The 20,505-nt window shown below is 68.8% G+C and carries 20 protein-coding genes; 11 read left to right on the top strand and 9 right to left on the bottom strand.

All coding sequences use genetic code 11. The features are described from left to right. Positions 1 to 378: 378 nt before the first annotated feature. Complete coding sequence (locus RH91_RS08130; protein WP_029623702.1) at positions 379 to 1,776, bottom strand: UdgX family uracil-DNA binding protein; 1,398 nt, start codon at positions 1,774 to 1,776, stop codon at positions 379 to 381. Between the two features lie 31 nt (positions 1,777 to 1,807). Next, complete coding sequence (locus tag RH91_RS08125; RefSeq protein ID WP_010162169.1) at positions 1,808 to 3,055, bottom strand: putative DNA modification/repair radical SAM protein; 1,248 nt, start codon at positions 3,053 to 3,055, stop codon at positions 1,808 to 1,810. Between the two features lie 95 nt (positions 3,056 to 3,150). Between RH91_RS08125 and RH91_RS08120 the strand changes: the two genes are divergently transcribed. Both RH91_RS08120 and RH91_RS08115 read left to right on the top strand, forming a co-directional pair. After that, positions 3,151 to 4,353, top strand: coding sequence for a hypothetical protein (locus RH91_RS08120; protein WP_010162168.1), 1,203 nt, complete (start codon positions 3,151 to 3,153; stop codon positions 4,351 to 4,353). An 84-nt stretch (positions 4,354 to 4,437) separates the two neighbouring features. Next, entirely contained in the window at positions 4,438 to 4,737 is a 300-nt protein-coding gene (locus tag RH91_RS08115) for a hypothetical protein (RefSeq protein WP_010162167.1), read from the top strand. Positions 4,738 to 4,785: 48 nt separating this feature from the next. Here RH91_RS08115 and RH91_RS08110 read toward each other — a convergent pair whose 3' ends face one another. The 4 genes from RH91_RS08110 to RH91_RS08095 are packed head-to-tail and all read right to left on the bottom strand — an operon-like array spanning position 4,786 to position 10,287. Then, positions 4,786 to 8,199 carry a chromosome segregation SMC family protein gene (locus RH91_RS08110; RefSeq protein ID WP_010162166.1) on the bottom strand — a complete coding sequence of 1,138 codons (3,414 nt, stop codon included), beginning with the start codon at positions 8,197 to 8,199 and terminating at the stop codon, positions 4,786 to 4,788. Between the two features lie 28 nt (positions 8,200 to 8,227). After that, positions 8,228 to 8,983 carry a thioredoxin domain-containing protein gene (locus RH91_RS08105; protein ID WP_010162165.1) on the bottom strand — a complete coding sequence of 252 codons (756 nt, stop codon included), beginning with the start codon at positions 8,981 to 8,983 and terminating at the stop codon, positions 8,228 to 8,230. A gap of 27 nt (positions 8,984 to 9,010) precedes the next feature. Beyond that, positions 9,011 to 9,727, bottom strand: a complete 717-nt coding sequence (locus RH91_RS08100; protein ID WP_010162164.1) for a thioredoxin domain-containing protein — start codon at positions 9,725 to 9,727, stop codon at positions 9,011 to 9,013. A gap of 5 nt (positions 9,728 to 9,732) precedes the next feature. After that, positions 9,733 to 10,287 (bottom strand): DUF721 domain-containing protein, encoded by a 555-nt coding sequence (locus RH91_RS08095; protein ID WP_010162163.1) that lies wholly within the window; start codon positions 10,285 to 10,287, stop codon positions 9,733 to 9,735. Positions 10,288 to 10,337: 50 nt separating this feature from the next. Here RH91_RS08095 and RH91_RS08090 point away from each other — a divergent pair, with 50 nt between their 5' ends. From RH91_RS08090 to RH91_RS08065, 6 genes are all read left to right on the top strand, one after another. Then, positions 10,338 to 11,348 carry an A/G-specific adenine glycosylase gene (locus RH91_RS08090; RefSeq protein ID WP_010162161.1) on the top strand — a complete coding sequence of 337 codons (1,011 nt, stop codon included), beginning with the start codon at positions 10,338 to 10,340 and terminating at the stop codon, positions 11,346 to 11,348. Beyond that, entirely contained in the window at positions 11,348 to 12,691 is a 1,344-nt protein-coding gene (locus RH91_RS08085) for a serine hydrolase domain-containing protein (RefSeq protein ID WP_010162160.1), read from the top strand. Before RH91_RS08090 ends, RH91_RS08085 begins: the two co-directional genes overlap by 1 nt. Then, positions 12,688 to 13,557: an NAD(+) diphosphatase gene (nudC, locus tag RH91_RS08080; RefSeq protein ID WP_010162159.1), complete on the top strand. Its 870-nt coding sequence runs from the start codon at positions 12,688 to 12,690 to the stop codon at positions 13,555 to 13,557. The genes RH91_RS08085 and nudC overlap by 4 nt, the downstream gene beginning before the upstream one ends. A 151-nt stretch (positions 13,558 to 13,708) precedes the next feature. Beyond that, positions 13,709 to 13,897 carry an NUDIX hydrolase gene (locus RH91_RS08075; RefSeq protein WP_010162158.1) on the top strand — a complete coding sequence of 63 codons (189 nt, stop codon included), beginning with the start codon at positions 13,709 to 13,711 and terminating at the stop codon, positions 13,895 to 13,897. Between the two features lie 82 nt (positions 13,898 to 13,979). Beyond that, entirely contained in the window at positions 13,980 to 14,621 is a 642-nt protein-coding gene (locus RH91_RS08070; protein WP_010162157.1) for a hypothetical protein, read from the top strand. A 98-nt stretch (positions 14,622 to 14,719) separates the two neighbouring features. Next, entirely contained in the window at positions 14,720 to 15,295 is a 576-nt protein-coding gene (locus RH91_RS08065) for a cupin domain-containing protein (protein WP_010162156.1), read from the top strand. Between the two features lie 16 nt (positions 15,296 to 15,311). Here the strand turns inward: RH91_RS08065 and RH91_RS08060 are convergent, their stop codons facing one another. Then, the gene (locus RH91_RS08060) at positions 15,312 to 16,202 is read right to left on the bottom strand and encodes a prephenate dehydratase (RefSeq protein WP_010162155.1); all 891 of its coding nucleotides are present in this window, start codon (positions 16,200 to 16,202) and stop codon (positions 15,312 to 15,314) included. 155 nt (positions 16,203 to 16,357) lie between these two features. On the opposite strand from RH91_RS08060, the gene RH91_RS08055 reads away from it, so the two are divergent. Then, entirely contained in the window at positions 16,358 to 17,026 is a 669-nt protein-coding gene (locus tag RH91_RS08055) for a c-type cytochrome (protein ID WP_010162154.1), read from the top strand. Between the two features lie 232 nt (positions 17,027 to 17,258). Here RH91_RS08055 and RH91_RS08050 read toward each other — a convergent pair whose 3' ends face one another. Beyond that, a complete protein-coding gene (locus RH91_RS08050; RefSeq protein WP_029623700.1) occupies positions 17,259 to 18,152 on the bottom strand; it encodes a TIGR00730 family Rossman fold protein in 894 nt (297 codons plus the stop codon). Between the two features lie 52 nt (positions 18,153 to 18,204). Next, complete coding sequence (locus tag RH91_RS08045; protein ID WP_010162151.1) at positions 18,205 to 18,879, bottom strand: extensin family protein; 675 nt, start codon at positions 18,877 to 18,879, stop codon at positions 18,205 to 18,207. A gap of 22 nt (positions 18,880 to 18,901) precedes the next feature. On the opposite strand from RH91_RS08045, the gene RH91_RS08040 reads away from it, so the two are divergent. Together RH91_RS08040 and RH91_RS08035 are read left to right on the top strand one after the other, a co-directional pair. Beyond that, entirely contained in the window at positions 18,902 to 19,126 is a 225-nt protein-coding gene (locus tag RH91_RS08040; protein ID WP_010162150.1) for a hypothetical protein, read from the top strand. A 183-nt stretch (positions 19,127 to 19,309) separates the two neighbouring features. After that, positions 19,310 to 20,443, top strand: coding sequence for a phosphoserine transaminase (locus RH91_RS08035; RefSeq protein WP_010162149.1), 1,134 nt, complete (start codon positions 19,310 to 19,312; stop codon positions 20,441 to 20,443). Positions 20,444 to 20,505: the final 62 nt, after the last annotated feature.

The following is a 20,505-nucleotide window of genomic DNA, read 5'->3' as shown; positions in this document are numbered from 1 at the left end:
TGGGGATGCTGTCCCACGCCCGTCACCCCGGGCCTCTCGGGGTCCACCGGCGCTCGCGTCCGCTGCCTGCAGGATGCGCGCCGCGGTGGATGCCGGGACGAGCCCGGCATGACGGTGGGGATGCCGTCCCACGCCCGTCACCCCGGGCCTGTCCCGGGGTCCACCGGCGATCGAATCCGCCGCCCACAGGATGTGCGCTGCGGTGGATGCCGGGGCAATCCCGGCATGACGGTGGGGAAGCCGTCCCACGCCCGTCACCCCGGGCCTGTCCCGGGGTCCACCGGCGTCCGAGTCCGTCGCCCGCAGCATGCGCGCCACGGTGGATGCCGGGACGAACCCGGCATGACGGGGTAGTGCCCGGTTGGGCTCAAGCGGACGTCAGGCGTCTACAAACCCCGCCACCCCGGCCCCCGCCATCCGCAGATCCTCCACAAATCGCCCGAACTCCACCTCCGCAGCCGCCGGATCAGGCAGGCGCAACAGATAGCTCGGGTGCACCGTGATCCATGCGGTCCCGCCATCCGCCAGCGTAATCGCCCGCCCGCGTTCCTTCGAGATCGTCACCACCCGCCCGAGCAAACTGCGCGCCGCGGTCGCCCCCAGCGCGACCGTCACCTGCGGCTTGATCAGCAACCGCTCCTGCTCGACCCACCAGCGGCACGCGTCGATCTCGCCCGCGCCCGGCTTGGCGTGAATCCGCCGCTTGCCGCGCTGCTCGAACTTGAAGTGCTTGACCGCATTGGTGACATACGTGCGGCTCCTGTCCACCCCCGCAGCCGCCAGTGCGCGGTCGAACAACTGTCCCGCCGGCCCGACGAACGGCCGTCCGGCAAGATCCTCCTGATCGCCCGGCTGCTCACCGACGAACATCAGCGGCGCATCGACCGGACCTTCGCCGAACACCGTCTGCGTCGCGTTGGCGTGCAATGGGCAGCGCGTACACGCCGACGCCTCGTCACGCAGCGCATCCCACGCGATCCCACTATTGCCGCCGACCTCGTCCCTTGCCCTTGCAATCATCCCAGACTCCCGTGCCTGCGCCGAGGCGATCAGCCCGGGGACCAGCGCGGTCTCGGGCATGTTCTTCCAGTATTTCCTGGGCATCTCCTTCAGCATCGCGCCGATCTTGACGCGCGCCGGGTTGAAGATCGACGCATAATAGGTCTTCCACACATCCTCGATCGGGTCGCCCGCGGGCGCATCCGCCTTCGACGCGCCCGGCCCCTCGGCGAGCGTCGTGCCGTCCCAGTGGATCGCGATTTCGGGGGTCAGGATCGACCAGTGCATGCTGGCGAAGCGGTCGAGGAAGAAGCCCGCATTGTAGCGGACGATATGATGCTCGGGTTCGAACCACGCGACGAAGCGCGCCTGCCCCTCCTCCTCGACCTCACGGAACCGCACGAAGGCGCGCATCTTGTGGATGTCCTTGCGCACCTCGCGCGCGAAGCCTTCGAGCTTGCGGACCAGCGGATCGGCCTTGTCCTCGACCGCGCCGGGCCGGTCGCGCAGCCGCACCAACAGCGTGTACAGAAGCGCAAAGCGTTCGGGGTCGCTGTGCAGCAGCGCCTTGCGCGCGAGATCGACGAAGCCGCGCGACACGGAGAAAGCGGGCGCGTCGCTGTGCGGCAGCGGCAGATCCTCGCCGAACAAATCGACTGGTGCATCGCCGACCTGCCATGTCACGTCCGACGGCGCGACACCCGCCACCGCGAGCCCGCGCGCAGCCTCGCGCCAGCCGTCGAAATCGTCCGGCTCGGCCAGCGTCACCCTGTGCATCGTCTCATCCTCCCGACCGGGCCGTTGCCCGTCAGGCGAACAGCTCCAGTTGCTTCACCTTGGGTGCAACGATGGGTCGCAATTCCGCCTTGTCGCTCAAAGCAACCGGCCGCCAGTCCTCCGCGATCAGAAACGGGCGCAGCTTGGTGATCGACACCGTCAGCCGCGCGACGTCCGCGAGATGCAGCCGCCGCCAGCGTCGCGCCGCGAGGATCGAATTGACCGCCTTCACCCCCAGCCCCGGCACGCGTAGCAACCGCTCGCGCGGCGCGCGGTTGACGTCGACCGGGAAGATCGCGCGATGCTTGAGCGCCCAGGCGAGCTTTGGGTCGATGTCGAGCGGGAGCATTCCCGTCGTCTCGTCCGCCGCTGCGACGACTTCCTGCGAGGTATAGCCATAGAAGCGCATCAGCCAGTCCGACTGGTACAGCCGATGCTCGCGCATCAGCGGCGGGCGCTGGAGCGGGAGGACGGTACTGGCGTCCGGGATCGGGCTGAACGCCGAATAATAGACGCGGCGCAGATCGAAGCTGTCGTACAGCGACGAGGCGCGCAGCACGATATCGCCATCGGTCGCGGCATCCGCGCCGACGATCATCTGGGTCGATTGCCCGGCGGGGGCGAAGCGCGGCGCGGACTTGAACTTCTTGCGCGCATCGGTCGCGTCGATGATCGAGGTCCTGGTCTCCGCCATCGCATCCTCGATCCGCACCGCGGACTTCTCGGGCGCGAGCCGCTTCAGCCCCGAGACGGTCGGCAGCTCGACGTTGATCGACAGGCGATCGGCGTGGAGACCCGCCTGCTCGACCAGCGCAGGATCGGCGTCTGGGATCGTCTTGAGATGAATATAGCCGCGGAAATTATGATCCTCGCGCAAGCTCCGCGCGACCTCGACCATCTGCTCCATCGTATAGTTCGACGATCCGATGATCCCCGAGGAGAGGAACAGCCCCTCGATGTAATTGCGCTTGTAGAAAGACAGCGTCAGGTTGACGACCTCCTGCGCGGTGAAGCGCGCACGGCGGACGTTCGAGCTCTTGCGATTGATGCAGTAATGGCAATCGAAGATGCAGCTGTTGGTCAGCAGGATCTTGAGCAGCGAAATGCAGCGCCCATCCGGCGCATAGGCGTGGCAGATCCCCATCCCGCCATCGGTCGAGCCGACGCCCTTGCCATCACGCGAGGTCCGTTTGACCGAGCCCGAGGAAGCGCAGGAGGCGTCGTATTTCGCCGCGTCCGCAAGGATCGCGAGCTTTTGCTGGACATCGAGTTGCGCCATGATGTTCTCCCTACGTTCTTTTACACCTCCTGTCGACGGTTTAATCCCGGCGGTATAAGGCGTTGACGGAAAATGGGCCCGCGAAGGGAGCGCTTATGAACGGCTGGGCGAAGCGGATCGATCCACGCTGGGTGCTCGCGCTCACTTGCCTGCTCGGCTGGGCGTTCAAGGGGCATTGTGGCGCTTATTGGGGCGGATCGATCCAGTACGTTACCGGCTGCTACAGCGACGCGGTGCCGTTCTGGGGGTTGCGCGGGGTATCGGCGGGCCAGATCCCCTATCTCGAGGCGCGGATGGAATATCCGGTGCTGACCGGGCTGCTGATCTGGGCGGAAGGTTTCGTCACGCGCACCGTCTTCGGCGCGAGTGCCACCGCCGCGCATTTCCTGTTCGTGGTGGCGGCGGTCAATGCTGCGCTCGCCTTTGTCGTGCTGGGGATGTTGCGACGCGCGGGCGTCGATCGCGCGCGACAATTCACCTGGGCGGCGGCGCCTCCGCTGGTGCTGTACCTCGGGCATAATTGGGACATGCTCGCGGTCACCTTCGCGGTTGCTGGGCTGCTCGCGGCACGGCGTGGCGGGACGCAGGTCGCGACCGCGCTTGCGGCGCTCGGGAGTGCGGCGAAACTGTTTCCGGTGCTGCTGTTGCCGTTGCTCGGGCTTGGTGCGCTCTTCTCGCGGGGCAGCGGCGGGGTCGGGCGGCGGATCGTCACGGCGGGCGTGCTGGTGATCATCGCGATCGTGAGCTGGGGACTGGTCAACGCGCCCGTAGCCGTGCTCGCCTTTGCCAACTGGTCGGAATTCTATACCTTTTCCTCCGCACGATCGGGGACCGCGGCGTCGGTGTGGGAGATCCTCGCGCAATCGGGCCGGTGGGCGACGACGATTCCCGAGCGCAACGTCTGGTCTGCCGCGATCTTCGCCGGTGGGGCGGGCGTGATCGTCGTGCTTGGCTGGTGGCGGCATGGCGCGCGACCGTGGGTGCTGTTCGCGCCGGTGCTCGCGTGGTTCCTGCTGACCAACAAGGTGTATTCGCCCCAATTCGACCTGTGGCTGTACCCGGTGCTGCTGCTCACCAGCTATCGGCTGTGGCCGGTAGCGTGGTTCGCCTTGGGCGACATTGCCGCCTATTTCACCGAGTTCTGGTATTTCGCGGGGCTCGACGGGCATCATCCGGCGGCAACCCTGCACGATATCGCGCTCGCGGCGGGGTTCCGGGGGGCGGCGATGCTGTGGATCATCGGTTCCGCAGTGCTGCTTCCGGCCCCACGATGGACCAAGGCTCCCGAACGATCCTGACGGACGTTCATCCTTCGTTGATGTTCTGGATCTTAATCCAGATCACAACGTTGCGGCTCTGCAACATGTTTCAGGGAATTGTTCATGCGTAAGCTCCTCCTCTCGCTCGCCGCCGCCTCGCTCGTCGTTCCGGTCAGCATGGCGCTCCCGACCACCAAGGCCGAAGCGAAGAGGCGCTATTACGGCCATTCGCGCCGCCACGTCCGCACCTGCCGCCATTCGAGCGGAACGACCGGCCTCGTCGCGGGCGGCGTCGGCGGTGCGTTGCTCGGCAATTCGGTGCTCGGTGGCGGGGCGCTCGGTACGATCGCTGGCGGTGTCGGCGGCGCGTTCGCCGGCCGTGCGATCGATCGCACGATCACCGCGAAGAACCGCTGCCGCTAAGGCACGCCCTGCGTCACCCCGGGCAATCCCCGGGGTGACGCCGTCGGGTCACTCGGCCGCGAGCAACGTTTCCGCCGCGCTGAGATCGACCGACACGAGCCGGCTTACCCCCTGCTCGATCATCGTCACGCCGAACAGCCGGTGCATCCGGCTCATCGTCACCGCATTGTGCGTGACGATCAGGTAGCGCGTCGCGGTTTCGCGCGTCATCACGTCGAGCAGGTCGCAGAACCGCTCGATATTGGCGTCGTCGAGCGGCGCATCGACCTCGTCGAGCACGCAGATCGGCGCCGGGTTGGTCAGGAACAGTCCGAAAATCAGCGCAACCGCGGTCAGCGCCTGTTCGCCGCCCGAGAGCAGCGTCAGCGATTGCAGTTTCTTGCCCGGCGGCTGCGCCATGATCTCGAGCCCCGCCTCGAGCGGATCGTCCGAATCGACGAGGGCGAGATGCGCCGCGCCGCCGTTGAACAGAGTCGTGAACAGCCGCCGGAAATGTCCGTCGACCGCCTCGAACGCCGCCAGCAGTCGCTGCCGCCCTTCGCGGTTGAGCGTCCCGATCGACCCACGCAGCCGGTTGACGGCCAGCCCGAGTTCCTCGCGCTCGGCGGCATTGCCCTGGGACGCGGATTCCAGCTCGGCGAGTTCGGTCTCGGCAACGAGATTGACCGGGCCGATCCGCTCCCGATCGACGTTGAGCTTCTCATGCGCCGCGGATTCCTCGGGGGGTGTGCGCACCGTCGCGCCGTCGAACCCGACCCGCTCGAGGAGCAGCACCGACGGGCATTGGAACCGCTCCCCCGACAGCCGGTTCATCTCGACCCGGCGCAACTCCTGGTTTTCGGCGCGCGCCGCCGCGCCCGCGCGCGCCTCGCGCGCCTGCGCCAGCGTTTCGGCGGCGGCGGCGGCGGTCGCTTCGGCGGCGCGCAAGGCAACGTCGGCGGCGCGTTCGGTACCCTGCGCGGCATCCGCATCGGCGCGCGCGGCGGCATGCTGCGCGTCGAGCGCGACGACCTCGGCCGCAAGCGCCTCGGGGCGACCCACCAGCGCCTCCGCTTCCACCGCGAGCGCCGCGTCGAGCTTGTCCATCTCGGCGATCCGCTTTCCCGCCTCTCCCGCCCGCGCGCGCCAGCCCTTCGCCTCCGCCGCCATCGCAGCAAGGCGTTCACGCGCGCTGCCGAGATCGCGGTCGACCCCGCTGCGCTCGGCGCGCGCGCTGGCGATGTCGGCGCGACGATGCTCGGCTTCGCCCGAAAGGTCGGCGACGCGCGCGCGGGTGGCGCTGCCATCGGGGAGCGCGGCATGCGCGGCGGCCGCGCGCGTCACCTCGGCAGCGGCCTCGGCATGATCCGCCTCGACCCGCGCGCGCCGGCCTGCAAGATCGGTACGTTGCGCCTCGATCCGCTCGATCGCCGCGGTCGCGCGGTCCTCGGCGCGCGCCGCGTCGCGCGCGCGCGTCTCCGCGCTTTCGAGCAACCGCCGCGCCACCACCGCCGCAGTACGCGCTTCGGCAATCGCCGAATCGATCCGCGCGAGTTCGGCATCCGCGGAGTCGACCGCGCGAACGGCGGCAGGGCGCTGATCCTCGATCGCGCGCAACCGGTTCATCCGTTCAAGCCGCTCGGCCGCCGCCGCGCCGCCCGACTTGGCGACATAGCCGTCCCACCGTCGCAGGCTCCCGCGCAGCGTCACCAGCCGCTGCCCGACCGCGAGCGCGACGCCGTCGTCGGCGTCCATCACGAACACCTGCGCCAACCGCCGCGCCAACGCGGGCGGCGCGACGACATGCCTGCCGAGCGGGACCGTGCCCATCGGCGTGGACGGATCGTCTGGCGTGGCGTCCGCCCCCGCCCAGAACCGCTCGCCCGCCGGGTCGAGCCCGGCCTCCAGATCATCCCCCAGTGCCGCCGCGAGCGCGCGTTCGTAACCCGGGTCGGGCCGCATCCGGTCGAGCACGCGGTCGCGTCCATCGCGCCTGGTCGCGCGCGTCAGCGCCGCCGCTTCGCTGTCGAGCGCCGCCAGATCAGCGTGCGCGCCCGATCGCGCCGCCTGCGCACGGTCGCGCTGGTGGCGCGCGCCGCGTTCGTCGGCGTCGGCGCGCGCAAGACCCGCGCGCGCGTCCTCGCCGTGCTGCAACGCCTGCACGCGCGCTTCCTGTGCAGCGATGCGATCCGCGAGGAGCGGCGCGGCGTCGCCCAATGCAGCCGCCTCCGCCGTCACTCGCGCCAGATCGCGCGTGCTGCGGTCCGCGCGCGCCCGCGCCGCCGCGAGCGCCGCCTCGGCCACGCGCGCATCCGCCGCCTCGGTCGCCTGCGCCGCGAGTCCTTGCGCCAGCGCGACCTCGGCATCGCGCCCGGCGCGTTCCGCCTCGGCCTGGCGCGCTTCGAGCGCGGGAACGCGCGCGGTCATCTCCGTCAGCCGCGCCTCGGTGCTCCGCGTTTCCTCGGTCAGCCGCGCGATCGCCTCCGCGGCGTCGTGTGCGAGCGCACCCTCGCGCAACCGATCCTCCGCCAGCCGCGCCCGCGCCGCCGCTAGTTCATCGCGTCGCCGCACCGCCGCAGTCTGTTCGCCGCGCAAGGTCGCCAGACGGTGCGCCGTCTCGCTCGCCGCATCGCGCAGCGCCTGGGCGGTAGCACGCGCTGTCGCCAGCGCCTCGGTGGCAGCGAGCGCATAGGCCGCCGCCGCACGCTGTGCCTCGGCGGCATCGCTCACGCGCGTCTCGCACGTCGCCGCCTCGGCCTTCGCCGCATCCGCCGCCGCCTGCGCATCGCGCCAGCGCGCGTAGATCATGCGTGCTTCGGCCACGCGGATCTGGTCGGACAGCATCCGATAGCGTTCGGCCTGTTTCGCCTGCCGACGGAGCGACGCGGCGCGCGCGTCCTGCTCGGTGATCAGTTCGTCGAGCCGCGCGAGATTGGCCTCGGTCGCGCGCAGTTTCTGCTCGGCATCGCGGCGGCGGACGTGGAGCCCCGCGATCCCGGCGGCTTCCTCGAGCATCGCGCGCCGCTCGGCGGGCTTGGCCGCGATGATCGCGCCGATCCGCCCCTGGCTGACCAGCGCGGGCGAATGCGCGCCGGTCGCCGAATCCGCGAACAGCAGCGCCACGTCCTTCGCGCGGACGTCGCGCCCGTCGATCCGGTAGGCGGAGCCGGTGCCGCGCTCGATCCGGCGGACGACTTCGCTTTCCTGCTCCCCCGCCGGCCCGGGGGTCTCGATCAGCATCGACACTTCGGCGAAATCACGCGCGGGCCGAGTCGACGTACCCGCGAAGATCACGTCGTCCATCCCCGCCCCGCGGAGCGACCGCGCGGAGGTTTCCCCCATCGTCCAGCGCAACGCTTCGAGCAGGTTGGACTTGCCGCAGCCGTTGGGGCCGACGATTCCGGTCAGCCCGGGTTCGATCCGCAGATCGGCGGCGTCGACGAAGCTCTTGAACCCCGACAGCCTCAGCCGCTTGATCTGCATCCCCCCGGGCCTCCCGCCCCCTGCCGGATCAGCCGCCGGCGCGCTTGAGCGCCTGTTCGAGCTGCGGCCAGGCCGCCCCGGTCGGCTGGAGTTCGACCGGCTCGTTGTTGATCAGGAAGGTCGGCGTGCTCTGCACGTTGTGATCCGCATTGGCCTTGGCAGTCGCCTTGGTCAGCGCATCGAGCTGCGCCGAATCCGCGAGGCAGGCGCGCGCCTTGGCATCGGGCACGCCGCGCTGCTTGACGAAGTCGAGATACCCGAGGTCCTGCGCGAAGGTCGTCGCGATCGTCTGCGGCGAGGCGCCCTGCATCGCCTGGATCTTCTGGCCGACTTCCTGTTCCTTGGCGAGCAACGTCTGCTGGTTCGCCATCATCGCCTCGAGCAACGGGAAGAAGGCGCTCTCATCGACGCAGTGGCCGAGCAGGATCGGCGCGATGTCGAGCGCGCCGTGGATCGGGTAATCGCGGAATTCGTACGAAACCTTGCCGCTCGCGATATATTGCGCCTTGAGCAGCGGGAAGCCTTCGGCCTCGAACTGCGCGCAGAACGGGCAGGCGCGCGAGCCATACTCGACCAGCTTGATCGGCGCATCGGGGTTGCCCATCCGATAGCCATAGTCGGCGGTCTTGGTCACCGTCTCGGTCCAGCTCTTGCCCGCGGGCGCAGCCTTGCCCGCGACTGGCGCGCTCGCGGCGGTGGTGGTGTTGCCCGCGCCCTTGTTGTCGCCGCCGCACGAAGCGAGCAGCAGGGCCGGAAGCGCGAGCGCCAGAATACGGGTGGTCATCGTAATTTAGCTCCTGGGGTATCGAGGTTAGCGCGCGGCGAGCGCGGTCTTGAGCACGGGTTCGAGCGCGTCCCAGCTGTACACGTTGGGCAACACCTTCCCGTCGAGGATAAAGCTCGGCGTTCCGCTGATTTTGTAGCTGGTCTGCCCGACATTGGCGCGCGCGACGATCGTATCGACCGCCTTCGCGTCCGCCAAACAGGCGGCGGCGCGCGGGCGTGGCAGGCCCATCTTCACGACCAGATCGGTATAGCCATAGAAATCGGCGAGATAAGCGGCGACGACGTTGGGGGTCGCCTTTTCGAGCTCCTTGCCCTTGGCGTCTGGGATCTGCGCGGGGCGGCCGACCAGCGCCTTCTGCTGCGCCATCATCGCCTGCATCACCGAAAAGAAGCGCGGCAGGGGCACGCAGTTGCCGAGCAGGATCGGCCCGAGATCGAGCGCGCCGTGCACCGGATAATCGCGATACTCGTAGCTGACCCGCCCGCCCGCGACATAACCCGCGACCAGCTTGGGCTCGCCCTCGACCGCGAAGGTCGCGCAGGTCGGGCAGGTCCGCGCGCCATATTCGATCAGTTTGACCCTGGCGTCGGGGTTGCCCATCCGCACCCCGCCGTCGGGCGTGCGGACGACGGTCCGGCTCCAGTCGACCGCCGCCGGACGCACCGGCTTGCCCTGCGCCGCGACGAGCGGCGATCCCATCGACGCAGCCGCGATCCCCGCGACCAACCCCAGGCTTCGCATTCGTCTTATTCCCCAATCACCGGCGCGCCGCGCGACGCCGCCACCCCTGCCGCAAGCGATTCGAGCACTGCGCGCAATTCCGGATCCGCGATCGTCCGCAGGCTCGCGCCGAGTTCAGGCGGCGCGGGCGGGAGGACGGGCGCGGGCATGCGCTTCGGGCGGCTGATCACGTCGCCTTGCCGGATCTGCACCTTGGCGATCGCGGCATAACCGAAGAAGCGATTGACCCGCTCGATGATCTCGGGCGCGATATGCTGCATCATCGTCGCATGCGCGCCGCGCACGACGAGGTTGAGCGTCCCGCCGGTCCGCTCGCCGTGCGGGAACTTGATCGATTCGGGCGCGGAGACGTTGGCATAGCGCGGCCCGACGATCTCTCCCCAGCGCGTGACGACCGCGCTCTGGACGAAGCCGAAACGGCGGAAGGCGGCGCGTCCCGCATCGGGCAGCAGCTCGGCGACCGAACGCGCGCGGCCGCCGCGGCGATGCTCGGGCTGCGCGGGCGGAAGCTTTGTCTTGGTGGGGGCTTTGGTGCCGCTGGTGCTCATTGCGCCGTCCATGCCATAGCGGGGCCGTGTCCGCCAAGCGTCCTTCCCACATCGCCCGTCATTTGCTCACCTGGTACGATGCGCACGCGCGCACGCTGCCGTGGCGCGCCGCCCCCGGGAGCAACGCGCCCGATCCGTATCGCGTGTGGCTGTCCGAGATCATGCTCCAGCAGACGACGGTCGCCGCGGTCACGCCGCGCTTCGCCGAATTCGTCGCGCGCTGGCCGAGCGTTGAGGCGCTCGCCGCCGCGCCCGAGGCGGACCTTATGGCGGCGTGGGCGGGGCTTGGCTATTATGCGCGCGCCCGCAACCTGCACGCCTGCGCGCGCGCCGTGGTGGCGGCGGGCGGGTTTCCGGCGACCGAGGAGGGCCTGCGCGCGCTGCCCGGGGTCGGCGCCTATACCGCCGCCGCGATCGCGGCGATCGCGTTCGGCGAGCGCGCGGTGGTTATCGATGCGAACGTTGCACGTGTCGTCGCACGGCTGTTTGCGATAGAAACGCCTCTTCCCAAAGGGTTAGCCGAAATACGCGCGGCGACCGACACGATCACGCCGGACACGCGCGCGGGCGATTTCGCGCAGGCGATGATGGACCTCGGGTCGAGCGTCTGCACCCCGCGCACCCCGCGCTGCCTCGCCTGCCCGCTGTCGGCGGATTGCGCCGCCTACGCGCGGGGCAATCCCGAGGGTTTCCCGATCAAGCAGCCCAAGGCGGTCAAGCCGCAGCGCCACGGCACGATCTTCTGGCTCGAGCAGGACGACCGCGTGCTGCTCGTCCGCCGCCCGCCGCGCGGGTTGCTCGGCGGGATGCGCGCGTTGCCGACGGGACCATGGGCGGATGCACCGCCCGGCCTCGCCGATCCGCCGGTGGCCGCCCCTTGGACGCTGCTTCCCGATACGGTGGCGCATGTTTTCACGCACTTCCGGCTGGAACTGTCGCTTGCCGTGGCGCGCGGGCATGGGCATGGCGATTCGGGTGAATGGTGGCCCATCGCCGAGCTCGACTCGGCCGGGCTGCCGACGGTCTTCGCCAAGGCGGCGACGACGATACGGGCGGCAAACAGGAGAGCTTGATGATTCGGTATCTGGTTTCAGGAACCACCCTTGCCGCGCTGCTGACGGGCACCGCGCTCGCGCAGCAGCCCGCTCCTACCATGGCCCCGCGCCCCGCCCCGCAGACCGAAGCGCGCGGCCCGACCACCCCGGCGCTGCCGACGACGGAGAAGCTGTTCGCCGACTATATCGCCGCCAACAAGATGCCCGGCATCGTCGGCGTGATCGGGCGCGGCGATGCGCCCCCCGCGGTCATCGCGGACGGCAAGCTCGGCGACGAACCCGGTGCCGCCATGACAGACGCGAACAGCCTGTGGCGCGTCTATTCGATGACCAAGCCGATCACCGCGATGGCGGCGATGATCCTGATCGAGGAAGGCAAGATCAAGCTCGACCAGCCGGTCAGCGATTTCATCCCCGCGTTCAAGTATATGAAGGTCCAGGTCAGCCCCGATACGCTGACCTCGCTCCCCGCCACGCACGCGATCACGATCCGCCAGCTGCTCACCCACACCGCGGGGCTCGGCTATACGATCATCACCAAGGGCCCGCTGCTCAAGGCGTATGAGGAGGCGGGCATCACTCCGTTCACCTCGGACGCGAAAAGCGAGGCGCAGATGCGGCTCAAGCGCCCCGCGACGCTGGAGGCGTTCGCCAACAAGGTCGCGACGCTGCCGCTGATCGCGGAGCCGGGCACGCGCTGGAGCTATTCGATCGGGCTCGACGTGATGGGCCGCGTGATCGAGGTCGCGAGCAAGATGCCGTTCGACCGCTTCCTCGAGACGCGGATCTTCAAGCCGCTCAAGATGACCTCGACCTATTTCACCGTGCCGCAAGCCGATGCGCGGCGGCTCGCGACCGGCTATGCGATCCTCGGCGCGAACCGCGTCCCGCTCGATCCGGCCGCGACCTCGGTCTACCTGCAGAAGCCGAGCTTCCCTTATGGCGGCGCGGGGCTGGTGATGTCGGCGGGCGATTACGACCGCTTCCTCCACATGCTCCAGAACGGCGGCACGCTCGACGGCAAGCGGATCCTCAAGCCAGCGACCGTCCAGCTCGCGATGTCCAACCTGCTCCCGCTCGGCGTGGTCTATCCCGGAGCGGTCTCGGCGACGGGCGGCACGACCAACCCGCAGGGCTTCGGCGCGGGTGGCTCGGTCACGCTGTACGACGCGCCCGGTGGTCCGGCGAAGGGCACGTACGGCTGGGGCGGCGCTGCGGGGACGATCGCCTGGGTCGACCCGGTCAACAAGGTCCGCGCGACGGTGATGGTCAATTACCTGCCGAGCGACCGCTATCCGCTCCGCGCGGATGCGACGAAGGCGATCTACGCCGACCTCGCACCGGTCCTGGCCAAGCGGTGATCGCTCCGGGGTTTACGGGCGGGACGCTCGACCGGGCGGACGCGCTGCGCCACGACGAAGCGGGGCTTGCCGCGCTGACCGGGGACTGGCGCTCGCGCCTGCTCCGGCTCGACGGGTTCGATCCCGTCCTGATGGGCGACGGGACGCTCGGCTGGACGACGCTCGCCGACGTGCCCGACGGGGCCGAGCTCGTACTGCTCGGGCTCGACGAGAACGGGCGCGGGCATTTCGCGGCGTACATCCCCGGCATGCGCGCGCCGCCGGGGCGCTCGCCCCGGCTGTTCGGGCTGCTCGGGCAATTCGCGCCGGGCGAGGCGGCGACCTATGCCGCCGCGCGCAGCGTGCTCGACTGGCACAGCCGCCACCAATATTGCGCGAATTGCGGAACGCAGACCTCGCTGTTCCGCGCGGGCTGGGGCCGCCGCTGCCCGAATTGCAACGCCGAGCATTTCCCGCGCGTCGACCCGGTCGTCATCATGATCGCGGAGCATGACGGGCGCGCGCTGCTGGGGCGCCAGCCCGCCTTCCCGCCCGGGCGGTATTCGGCACTCGCGGGGTTCCTCGAACCCGGCGAATCGATCGAGGAAGCGGTCGCGCGCGAGATCATGGAGGAAGCGGGCGTGCGGGTGCGCGACGTGCGCTACATCGCGAGCCAGCCGTGGCCGTTCCCCTCGTCGCTGATGGTGGCGTGCGTCGGGATCGCGGAGAACGACACGATCACGCTCGATACCAACGAGCTGGAAGATGCGATCTGGGTCTCGCGCGAGGATGTGCGGACGGTGCTCGCCGGGGGCGACGGGCCGTTCCTGCCGCCGCCTGCCTATGCGATCGCGTTCACGCTGCTGACGGCGTGGGCGGAGGGGTAACGACTTTTCCCGCCCCTCCCTGGAAGGGAGGGGAGCAACGCCCGCCCCTACCCCCGCACGCGCGCCTGTCGGTACGTCCCCAGCACGCGCACTCATGCTGCGCGACGTGCGGGATATCGCGAACCAGCCGTGACCGTTCCCCTCGTCGCTGATGGTGGCGTGCGTCGGCATGGCCGAGAACGACACGATCATGCTCGACGCCAATAAGCTGGAAGACGCGATCTGGGTCTCGCGCGAGGATGTGCGGACGGTGCTCGCCGGGGGCGACGGGCCGTTCCTGCCGCCGCCTGCCTATGCGATCGCGTTCACGCTGCTGACGGCGTGGGCGGAGGCCACGTAAAAGTCTGGCTCCGGCGAAGTAAACATGGCTTGTTTGCCAGAAGCGCGCCGACCTGGCGCGCCTTGGCAGCGAGGGGGCTGTCATGTTTCTTTCCTGGGGATCGTCGCATAAAGCGGCATATGTCGGCGATGCGGGCGTACGGCATTGTAGTGCTTGCGACGAAGACTCCGCGTTCGCGCACTTCGTCGAATATACTGTGCGGCACCTGTACTGGGTCTTCCGCTGGACGACGGGGCGCAACCCGGTGCTGGTATGCGAAAATTGCAACACTACCTACTCCGCCGGTGCCGAAGATCTCGATTCCGCCGAAACCGGCAAGGCGATCCCGCTGTGGGATCGCCGGGGCTGGATGGTCGGCGTAGGCGGTATCGCCGCATTGATCGCCGCGCTGCCGTTCGCGCGCGTGGCGGACACCGCCATCGACAAGCTCTTTGTCGCAGACCCGCGCGCGGGCGACCTTTACGAAACCAACCTTGCCAAGCTGATGCCCGATCCCGATGCGCCGCGGATGTACGGGGCGATGCGCGTCGTCCGCGCCGACTCCCGCACCGTAGAGGTCGAGATGCCAAAGGCCTATTACGCAGACCTTCTGAGCGTGCAACGCGATGTCAGCGTCGGCAAGACCGACGATGCATCCTATTATGCCCTGGAACACCTGACGTTCTCGCGGGACAGCATCAGGAAGCTGTATGCAGACGGCGTGGTCGAAAACGTGAGGCGATAGGCAAACGGGGCGGAGCAAGCTCGTAACGCTAAGGGAATGAAGTCGCTGGCGGACGGTTTCTGGTATAGGATCGGCGCAGTAGTTCGGGGAGACCGTCGATGCTGCGCCGATCGCTTCTGTCCCTCCCCGCCCTCACGGTGTTCGCGCCGATCCTTGCGCAGGCGCGTGCGGCCGTCCGTGCGGCGATCCCCGGCAAGGTTGCCGCCGACGCGGACCGCGAGGGCAAGATGCGCGCGATCGGGCTCAGCACCACGCGCTACAAGGTGCTGACCGACGATACCGCGGGCGCGCTGTTCGTGCTCGAGCAGGCGAACAGCCAGAAGGGCGGACCGCCGCGACATCTCCACCACGGCGAGGACGAATTGTTCTTCGTGCTCGAGGGCGATTATGTCGTCGAGGTCGGCGAGGCGCGCCATTGGCTCGCGCCCGGCGACTGCGTGCTCGGCCCGCGCGGAATTCCGCATGCCTGGGCGTTCGCGGGGACGACACCCGGGCGGTTGCTTATCTCCTTCGCCCCGGCGGGCAAGATGGAGGCGTTCTTCGCGCAGCGCGGCAAGACGCTCAAACCCGGGCAGTATGGCAGCACCGCACAGGACGCCGCAGTGATGCGCGCGTTCGGGATGGAGCTGATCGGCCCGGGCGTGCTGCCCGAACATCTCGTCCGCCCGGCCTGAGACCGGCCCGCTCGGGCTAGCCGCGCACGCGCGCCTGTCGATACGTCCCCAGCACGCGCACCCATTTCGAATGGAAGGTGAGTTCCGCCAGCGCGCGGCCCAACCCCGGGTCGCCGGGCCGTCCCGCGACGTCGGCGTAGAATTCGGTCGCCGCGAAACTGCCGCCGCGCTGATAGCTTTCGAGCTTGGTCATGTTGACGCCATTGGTCGCGAACCCGCCCATCGCCTTGTAGAGCGCGGCGGGGACGTTGTTGACCTCGAAGATCAGCGTCGTCATCCACTCGCCGTCGCCGAGCGGTTCATGCCCCTCGCGTGCGAGCACGACGAAGCGCGTGGTGTTGTGCTCGGCGTCCGCAATGTCGCTGGCGAGCGTCTCGAGCCCATAGAGCGCCGCCGCGCCGGGGGGTGCGAGCGCCGCGAGCGCGGGGTCGCCGCGCTCTGCCACCACCGCCGCCGCGCCGGCGGTGTCGGGATAGGAGGCGGGCAGGATCCCGCGCTCGCGCAGCCACAGCCGGCATTGCCCGAGCGCCTGCGGATGGCTCATCGCCTCGCGCACGCCCGACAGCGGGCCGGTCCCCATCAGCGCGTAGCGAATCGCGAGGAAGTGCTCGCCGGTGATGACCAGCCCCGATTCGGGAAGCAGGAAATGCATGTCGGCGACGCGGCCGTGGAGCGAATTCTCGATCGGGATGATCGCGCAATCCGCCCGAAAATCGCGCACCGCCTCGATCGCATCGGCGAAATCGAAGCAGGGTAGCGGGAGGCCGTCCGGGAACGCCTCAAGCGCGGCGATATGCGAATTCGCGCCCGGCGCGCCCTGAAACGCGACCGCACGGCTCGGGTCGGCGGCGGCGGCGGCGGTCATCTCGGCGACGATCGCGCGGGCGGGGGCGGCGAAATTTTCCATATCGGCTCGGCGCGTACCGTTCCCGGGTCCGGACGGCAAGCGGGTGCAACCCCGGTACACGCACGGCTTGCGGTCAGCCCCATGCGAATCTATGCACGAAAGTATCATAGCGGCCCCGGTGAGGGCCGGACATCGGCAGGGGCAGCGGCAACCATATGGATAATCGCACCAATACGATCGCAGGCTGGGTGCTTGGCACCATGGGTCTCGCGCTCGCACTGACGATCGGCGGCAACATGCTGGTCAAGCCGATCAAGGCCGAAAAGGCCGGTTATCCGATCGAAGCCCCCGCCGACGACGCCGCGGGCGGCGGTGCCGCCGCCCCCGACGAACCGATCGCCGCGCTGCTCGCCAAGGCCGATGCCGCGCATGGCGCGGAAGTCTTCAAGAAGTGCACCGCCTGCCATTCGATCGCGCAGGGCGGCGCGAACGGGATCGGGCCGAACCTGTATGCGACGGTCAGCGAGGGAATCGCGCAGGGCAAGGGCGGCTACGCTTTCTCCGACGCGCTCAAGACCGCGGGTGCGGGCAAGAAGTGGACCTTCGACGAGCTCAACACATGGCTCACCTCGCCGCGCGGCTATGCGGCGGGCACCAAGATGACCTTCGCGGGTCTGACCGCAGGCAAGGACCGCGCCGACGTGATCCTGTATCTCAACCAGCAGGGCTCGAACGTGCCGCTCCCGCCACCCCCAGCGGGCGCACCGACCGCGACCGACGCCAAGGCACCGCCTGCGGCCGGCGCGGCCGACCCCGGTGGCAAAGCGTCGCCGAGCGTCGAGGGGCTTGGCAACACGACGGTTCCGGCGGCGGCGGGGAAGTAAGGCTGGCTCGCGTTGGCCCCGGGCCTTCCCCGGGGTTCACAGTCGCTGACACGCAGCGGTTGCACCGTGAAGGCGATATGCCCGTGGCGCATTACCCCACCCGTTCGTTTCGAGCGTAGTCGAGAAACCTGCGCTGTGCCGGGTTTCTCGACTACGCTCGAAACGAACGGGAAGGATTTAAAGTCGACCCGTCGTTGATGCCGGGACACGCCCGGCATGACAGGACCGGACGTCAGTCGCGGTCGCGATAGAAGTCTTGCACCACGTCCCAGCCTTCCTGCGCCGTTTCGACGAAGGTGAAGATCGACAGGTCCTTGGCGCTGACGACGCCTTCCTCGACCAGCGCGTCGAAATTGACGACGCGGTTCCAGAATTCGCGACCGTAGAGCAGCACCGGGATCGGCGCGATCTTGCCGGTCTGGATCAGCGTCAGCAGCTCGAACAATTCGTCGAACGTGCCGAACCCGCCCGGGAACGCCGCCAGTGCGCGCGCGTGGAGCAGGAAGTGCATCTTGCGCAGCGCGAAATAGTGGAACTGCATCGACAGCGACGGGGTGACATAGGGGTTGGGCGCCTGTTCGTGCGGGAGCACGATGTTGAGCCCGATCGATTCATGGCCGACGTCCGCCGCGCCGCGATTGGCGGCTTCCATGATCGACGGCCCGCCGCCCGAGCACACGACGAAGTGGCGCTTGCCCTCTGTATCGACCGGGAAGCCGCTCGCGAGCTGCCCCAGTTCGCGCGCGACGTCGTAATATCTGGACTTGGTGACGAGATTCTCCGCGATGCGGATCGCCTGCTCGCGATCGCCCTCGGCGGCGTGCGCGAGGTCGAGCAACGCTTGCGCCTTGGCGGGCTCGGGGATGCGCGCCGAGCCGTACATCACGAAGGTCGAGGCGATGTTCGCCTCGTCCATGATCAGCTGGGGCTTGAGCAGTTCGAGCTGGAAGCGGATCGGGCGGAGATCCTCGCGCAGCAGGAAGTCCATGTCCTGGAAAGCGAGGCGATACGCCGGGGTTTCGGTCTGGGGGGTGCTGACACCGGTCTTGGCCTGTTCGGCATCGGTACGGGCGGCGGGGAATACGCGCGAAGGAACGTGCGTGTCGTGCTTGGGGGACTGGCTCATCCGCGCCAGATAGGCGTTTCGGCGGCGGATTTGAAGGCGGGACGTGCCCCCGTCACCGGCAGAACCCCGCGCGATCATCCTCGATATGCAGGTGGTTGTAATGGACCGCATTGTAGTCCGGGCTCAGCACCGTCCCGAACCGCCGGCACGCCGACGCGCGGATCGTCCGCAGGAAGGCGCGGATATTGGGGTCGGGGTTGTTCCACCCGCCCTGGATCGTGATCCGCCGCCCGTCCTGCAGAACGAAGCCCGCGACATCGACCGCATTGGCGGTGGCATGGCCCGAGCGCCGCCCGGCATAGGCCGGCTTCACCCCGACGACGTTGCGGCAGGCATAGGTCCCCATGCTCTCGATCCGCACCAGATCGCTCCCGAGCATCTGGTGCGCCGCGGGGACGACCGCATGCTCGACCCAGCCCGAGAAGCTGCGGGCGAGGCCGCAGCGCATTGCGCGCAAGTTTGTCACCGGGATCCCGATGTCGAGCAACTGCAGCGCGCCGACGATCTGGCACCCGCCGCCGAAATCGCGGTCGGGGAGCGGGGAATAGCGGACATCCTCGCGCGACAGGTCGGCGTAGCAGGCCTTGGTCTCGCGGCTGGTCGGCAGGTTGAGCGTCACCGGCCGCGCCCCGGCGGGGCGCTGCGGCGGCTGCTTGTCGCGCCCGCCCCCCGCTGCGCAGGCGGCGAGCAGGAGCGTCAGCAGAACGACGGAAAGGCTACGGACCATGCGGGCCTGTTAGCGCGATTGCGTGCCCGAACCGCTACTCAAAAACGCGGCGGTCGACGAGCCCACGCTGATTTGCGCCGAGTCGCCGGATCAGGACGATCAGCGACACCGCCATCGGCACGTCGACCGCGAACGCGATAGTGCCGCCGACGACCAGATTGCGCCGGTGCCGCCCACGCCCGCGACAAGCAATCCGCCGGACACCGCCACGGCAAAACTGGCGACCAGCCAGAAGACGATCGTATAGACAGCCGCGTGCTCGCGCACCCTGATGTTCTGCATGGGATTACCCCCCGGTAAGACTTGCATCCTGAACGATCGTTGCGCGCGTGCCGACCGAAACGACTTGACGTTGCGCGGCATGGCTCTAGTAGCGGCGACGGGCCACGCGGTCCCAACGCCGCGCGTGCTCTCTGTAAGGAGAGACTACATGACTGAACTGCCTGCGCGTCCTGCGCACCTGCCTGCACGCCCGTATTTTTCCTCGGGCCCGTGTGCCAAGCCTCCGGGCTGGTCCGCCGCCACTCTCGCGACCGACTCGCTGGGGCGCTCGCATCGCTCGAAGATCGGCAAGACACGGCTGCAATATTCGATCGACCTGATGCGCGAGCTGCTGAAGCTCCCCGATACGCATCGCATCGGGATCGTCCCCGGCTCCGACACCGGTGCTTACGAAATGGCGATGTGGACGATGCTGGGTGCCAAGCCCGTCACCGCGCTTGCCTGGGAAAGCTTCGGCGAAGGCTGGGTCACCGACGCGGTCAAGCAGCTCAAGATCGATCCCACCGTCGTGCGCGCCGATTATGGCCAGCTGCCCGACCTGGGCGCGGTCGACTGGTCGAACGACGTCCTGTTCACCTGGAACGGCACCACCTCGGGCGTCCGCGTCCCCAACGCCGACTGGATCCCCGCCGACCGTGAGGGCCTCTCCTTCGCCGACGCGACCAGCGCGGTGTTCGCTTATGACATCGACTGGGACAATATCGACGTCGCGACCTTCTCCTGGCAGAAAGTCCTCGGCGGCGAAGGCGCGCATGGCGTGCTGATCCTCGGGCCGCGCGCGGTCGAGCGGCTCGAAAGCTATACCCCCGCCTGGCCGCTGCCGAAGGTTTTCCGCCTCGTGTCCAAGGGCAAGCTGACCGAAGGCGTGTTCAAGGGCGAGACGATCAACACGCCGTCGATGCTCGCGGTCGAGGACTGTATCGCTGCGCTCGAATGGGCGAAGACGGTCGGCGGCGCGGATGGCCTGATCGCCCGCAGCGACGCCAATGCCGCCGCGCTCGACCAGATCGTCGCGGACCGGCCGTGGCTCGGGCACCTCGCGGCGGACGCAGCGACGCGGTCGAAGACCAGCGTCTGCCTGACGGTCGAGGGTGCGGACGAGGCGATGATCAAGGCGTTCGCCGGGCTGCTCGAGAAGGAAAAGGCGGCCTATGACATCGCGGGCTATCGCGATGCGCCTCCGGGCCTGCGCATCTGGTGCGGCGCGACCGTCGATACCGCGGATATCGTCGCGCTCGGGCCGTGGCTCGACTGGGCCTATGCGAGCGTGAAGGCCGCGTAACCGCTTCTCCCTCTCCCCGCTTGCGGGGAGAGGGCCGGGGAGAGGGGCAGTCCAGCACGCCA

This window comes from Sphingomonas sp. PAMC 26617 (assembly GCF_000242835.1).
Taxonomy (GTDB): domain Bacteria; phylum Pseudomonadota; class Alphaproteobacteria; order Sphingomonadales; family Sphingomonadaceae; genus Sphingomonas.
This window is presented reverse-complemented; position numbering and strand designations above follow the sequence as displayed.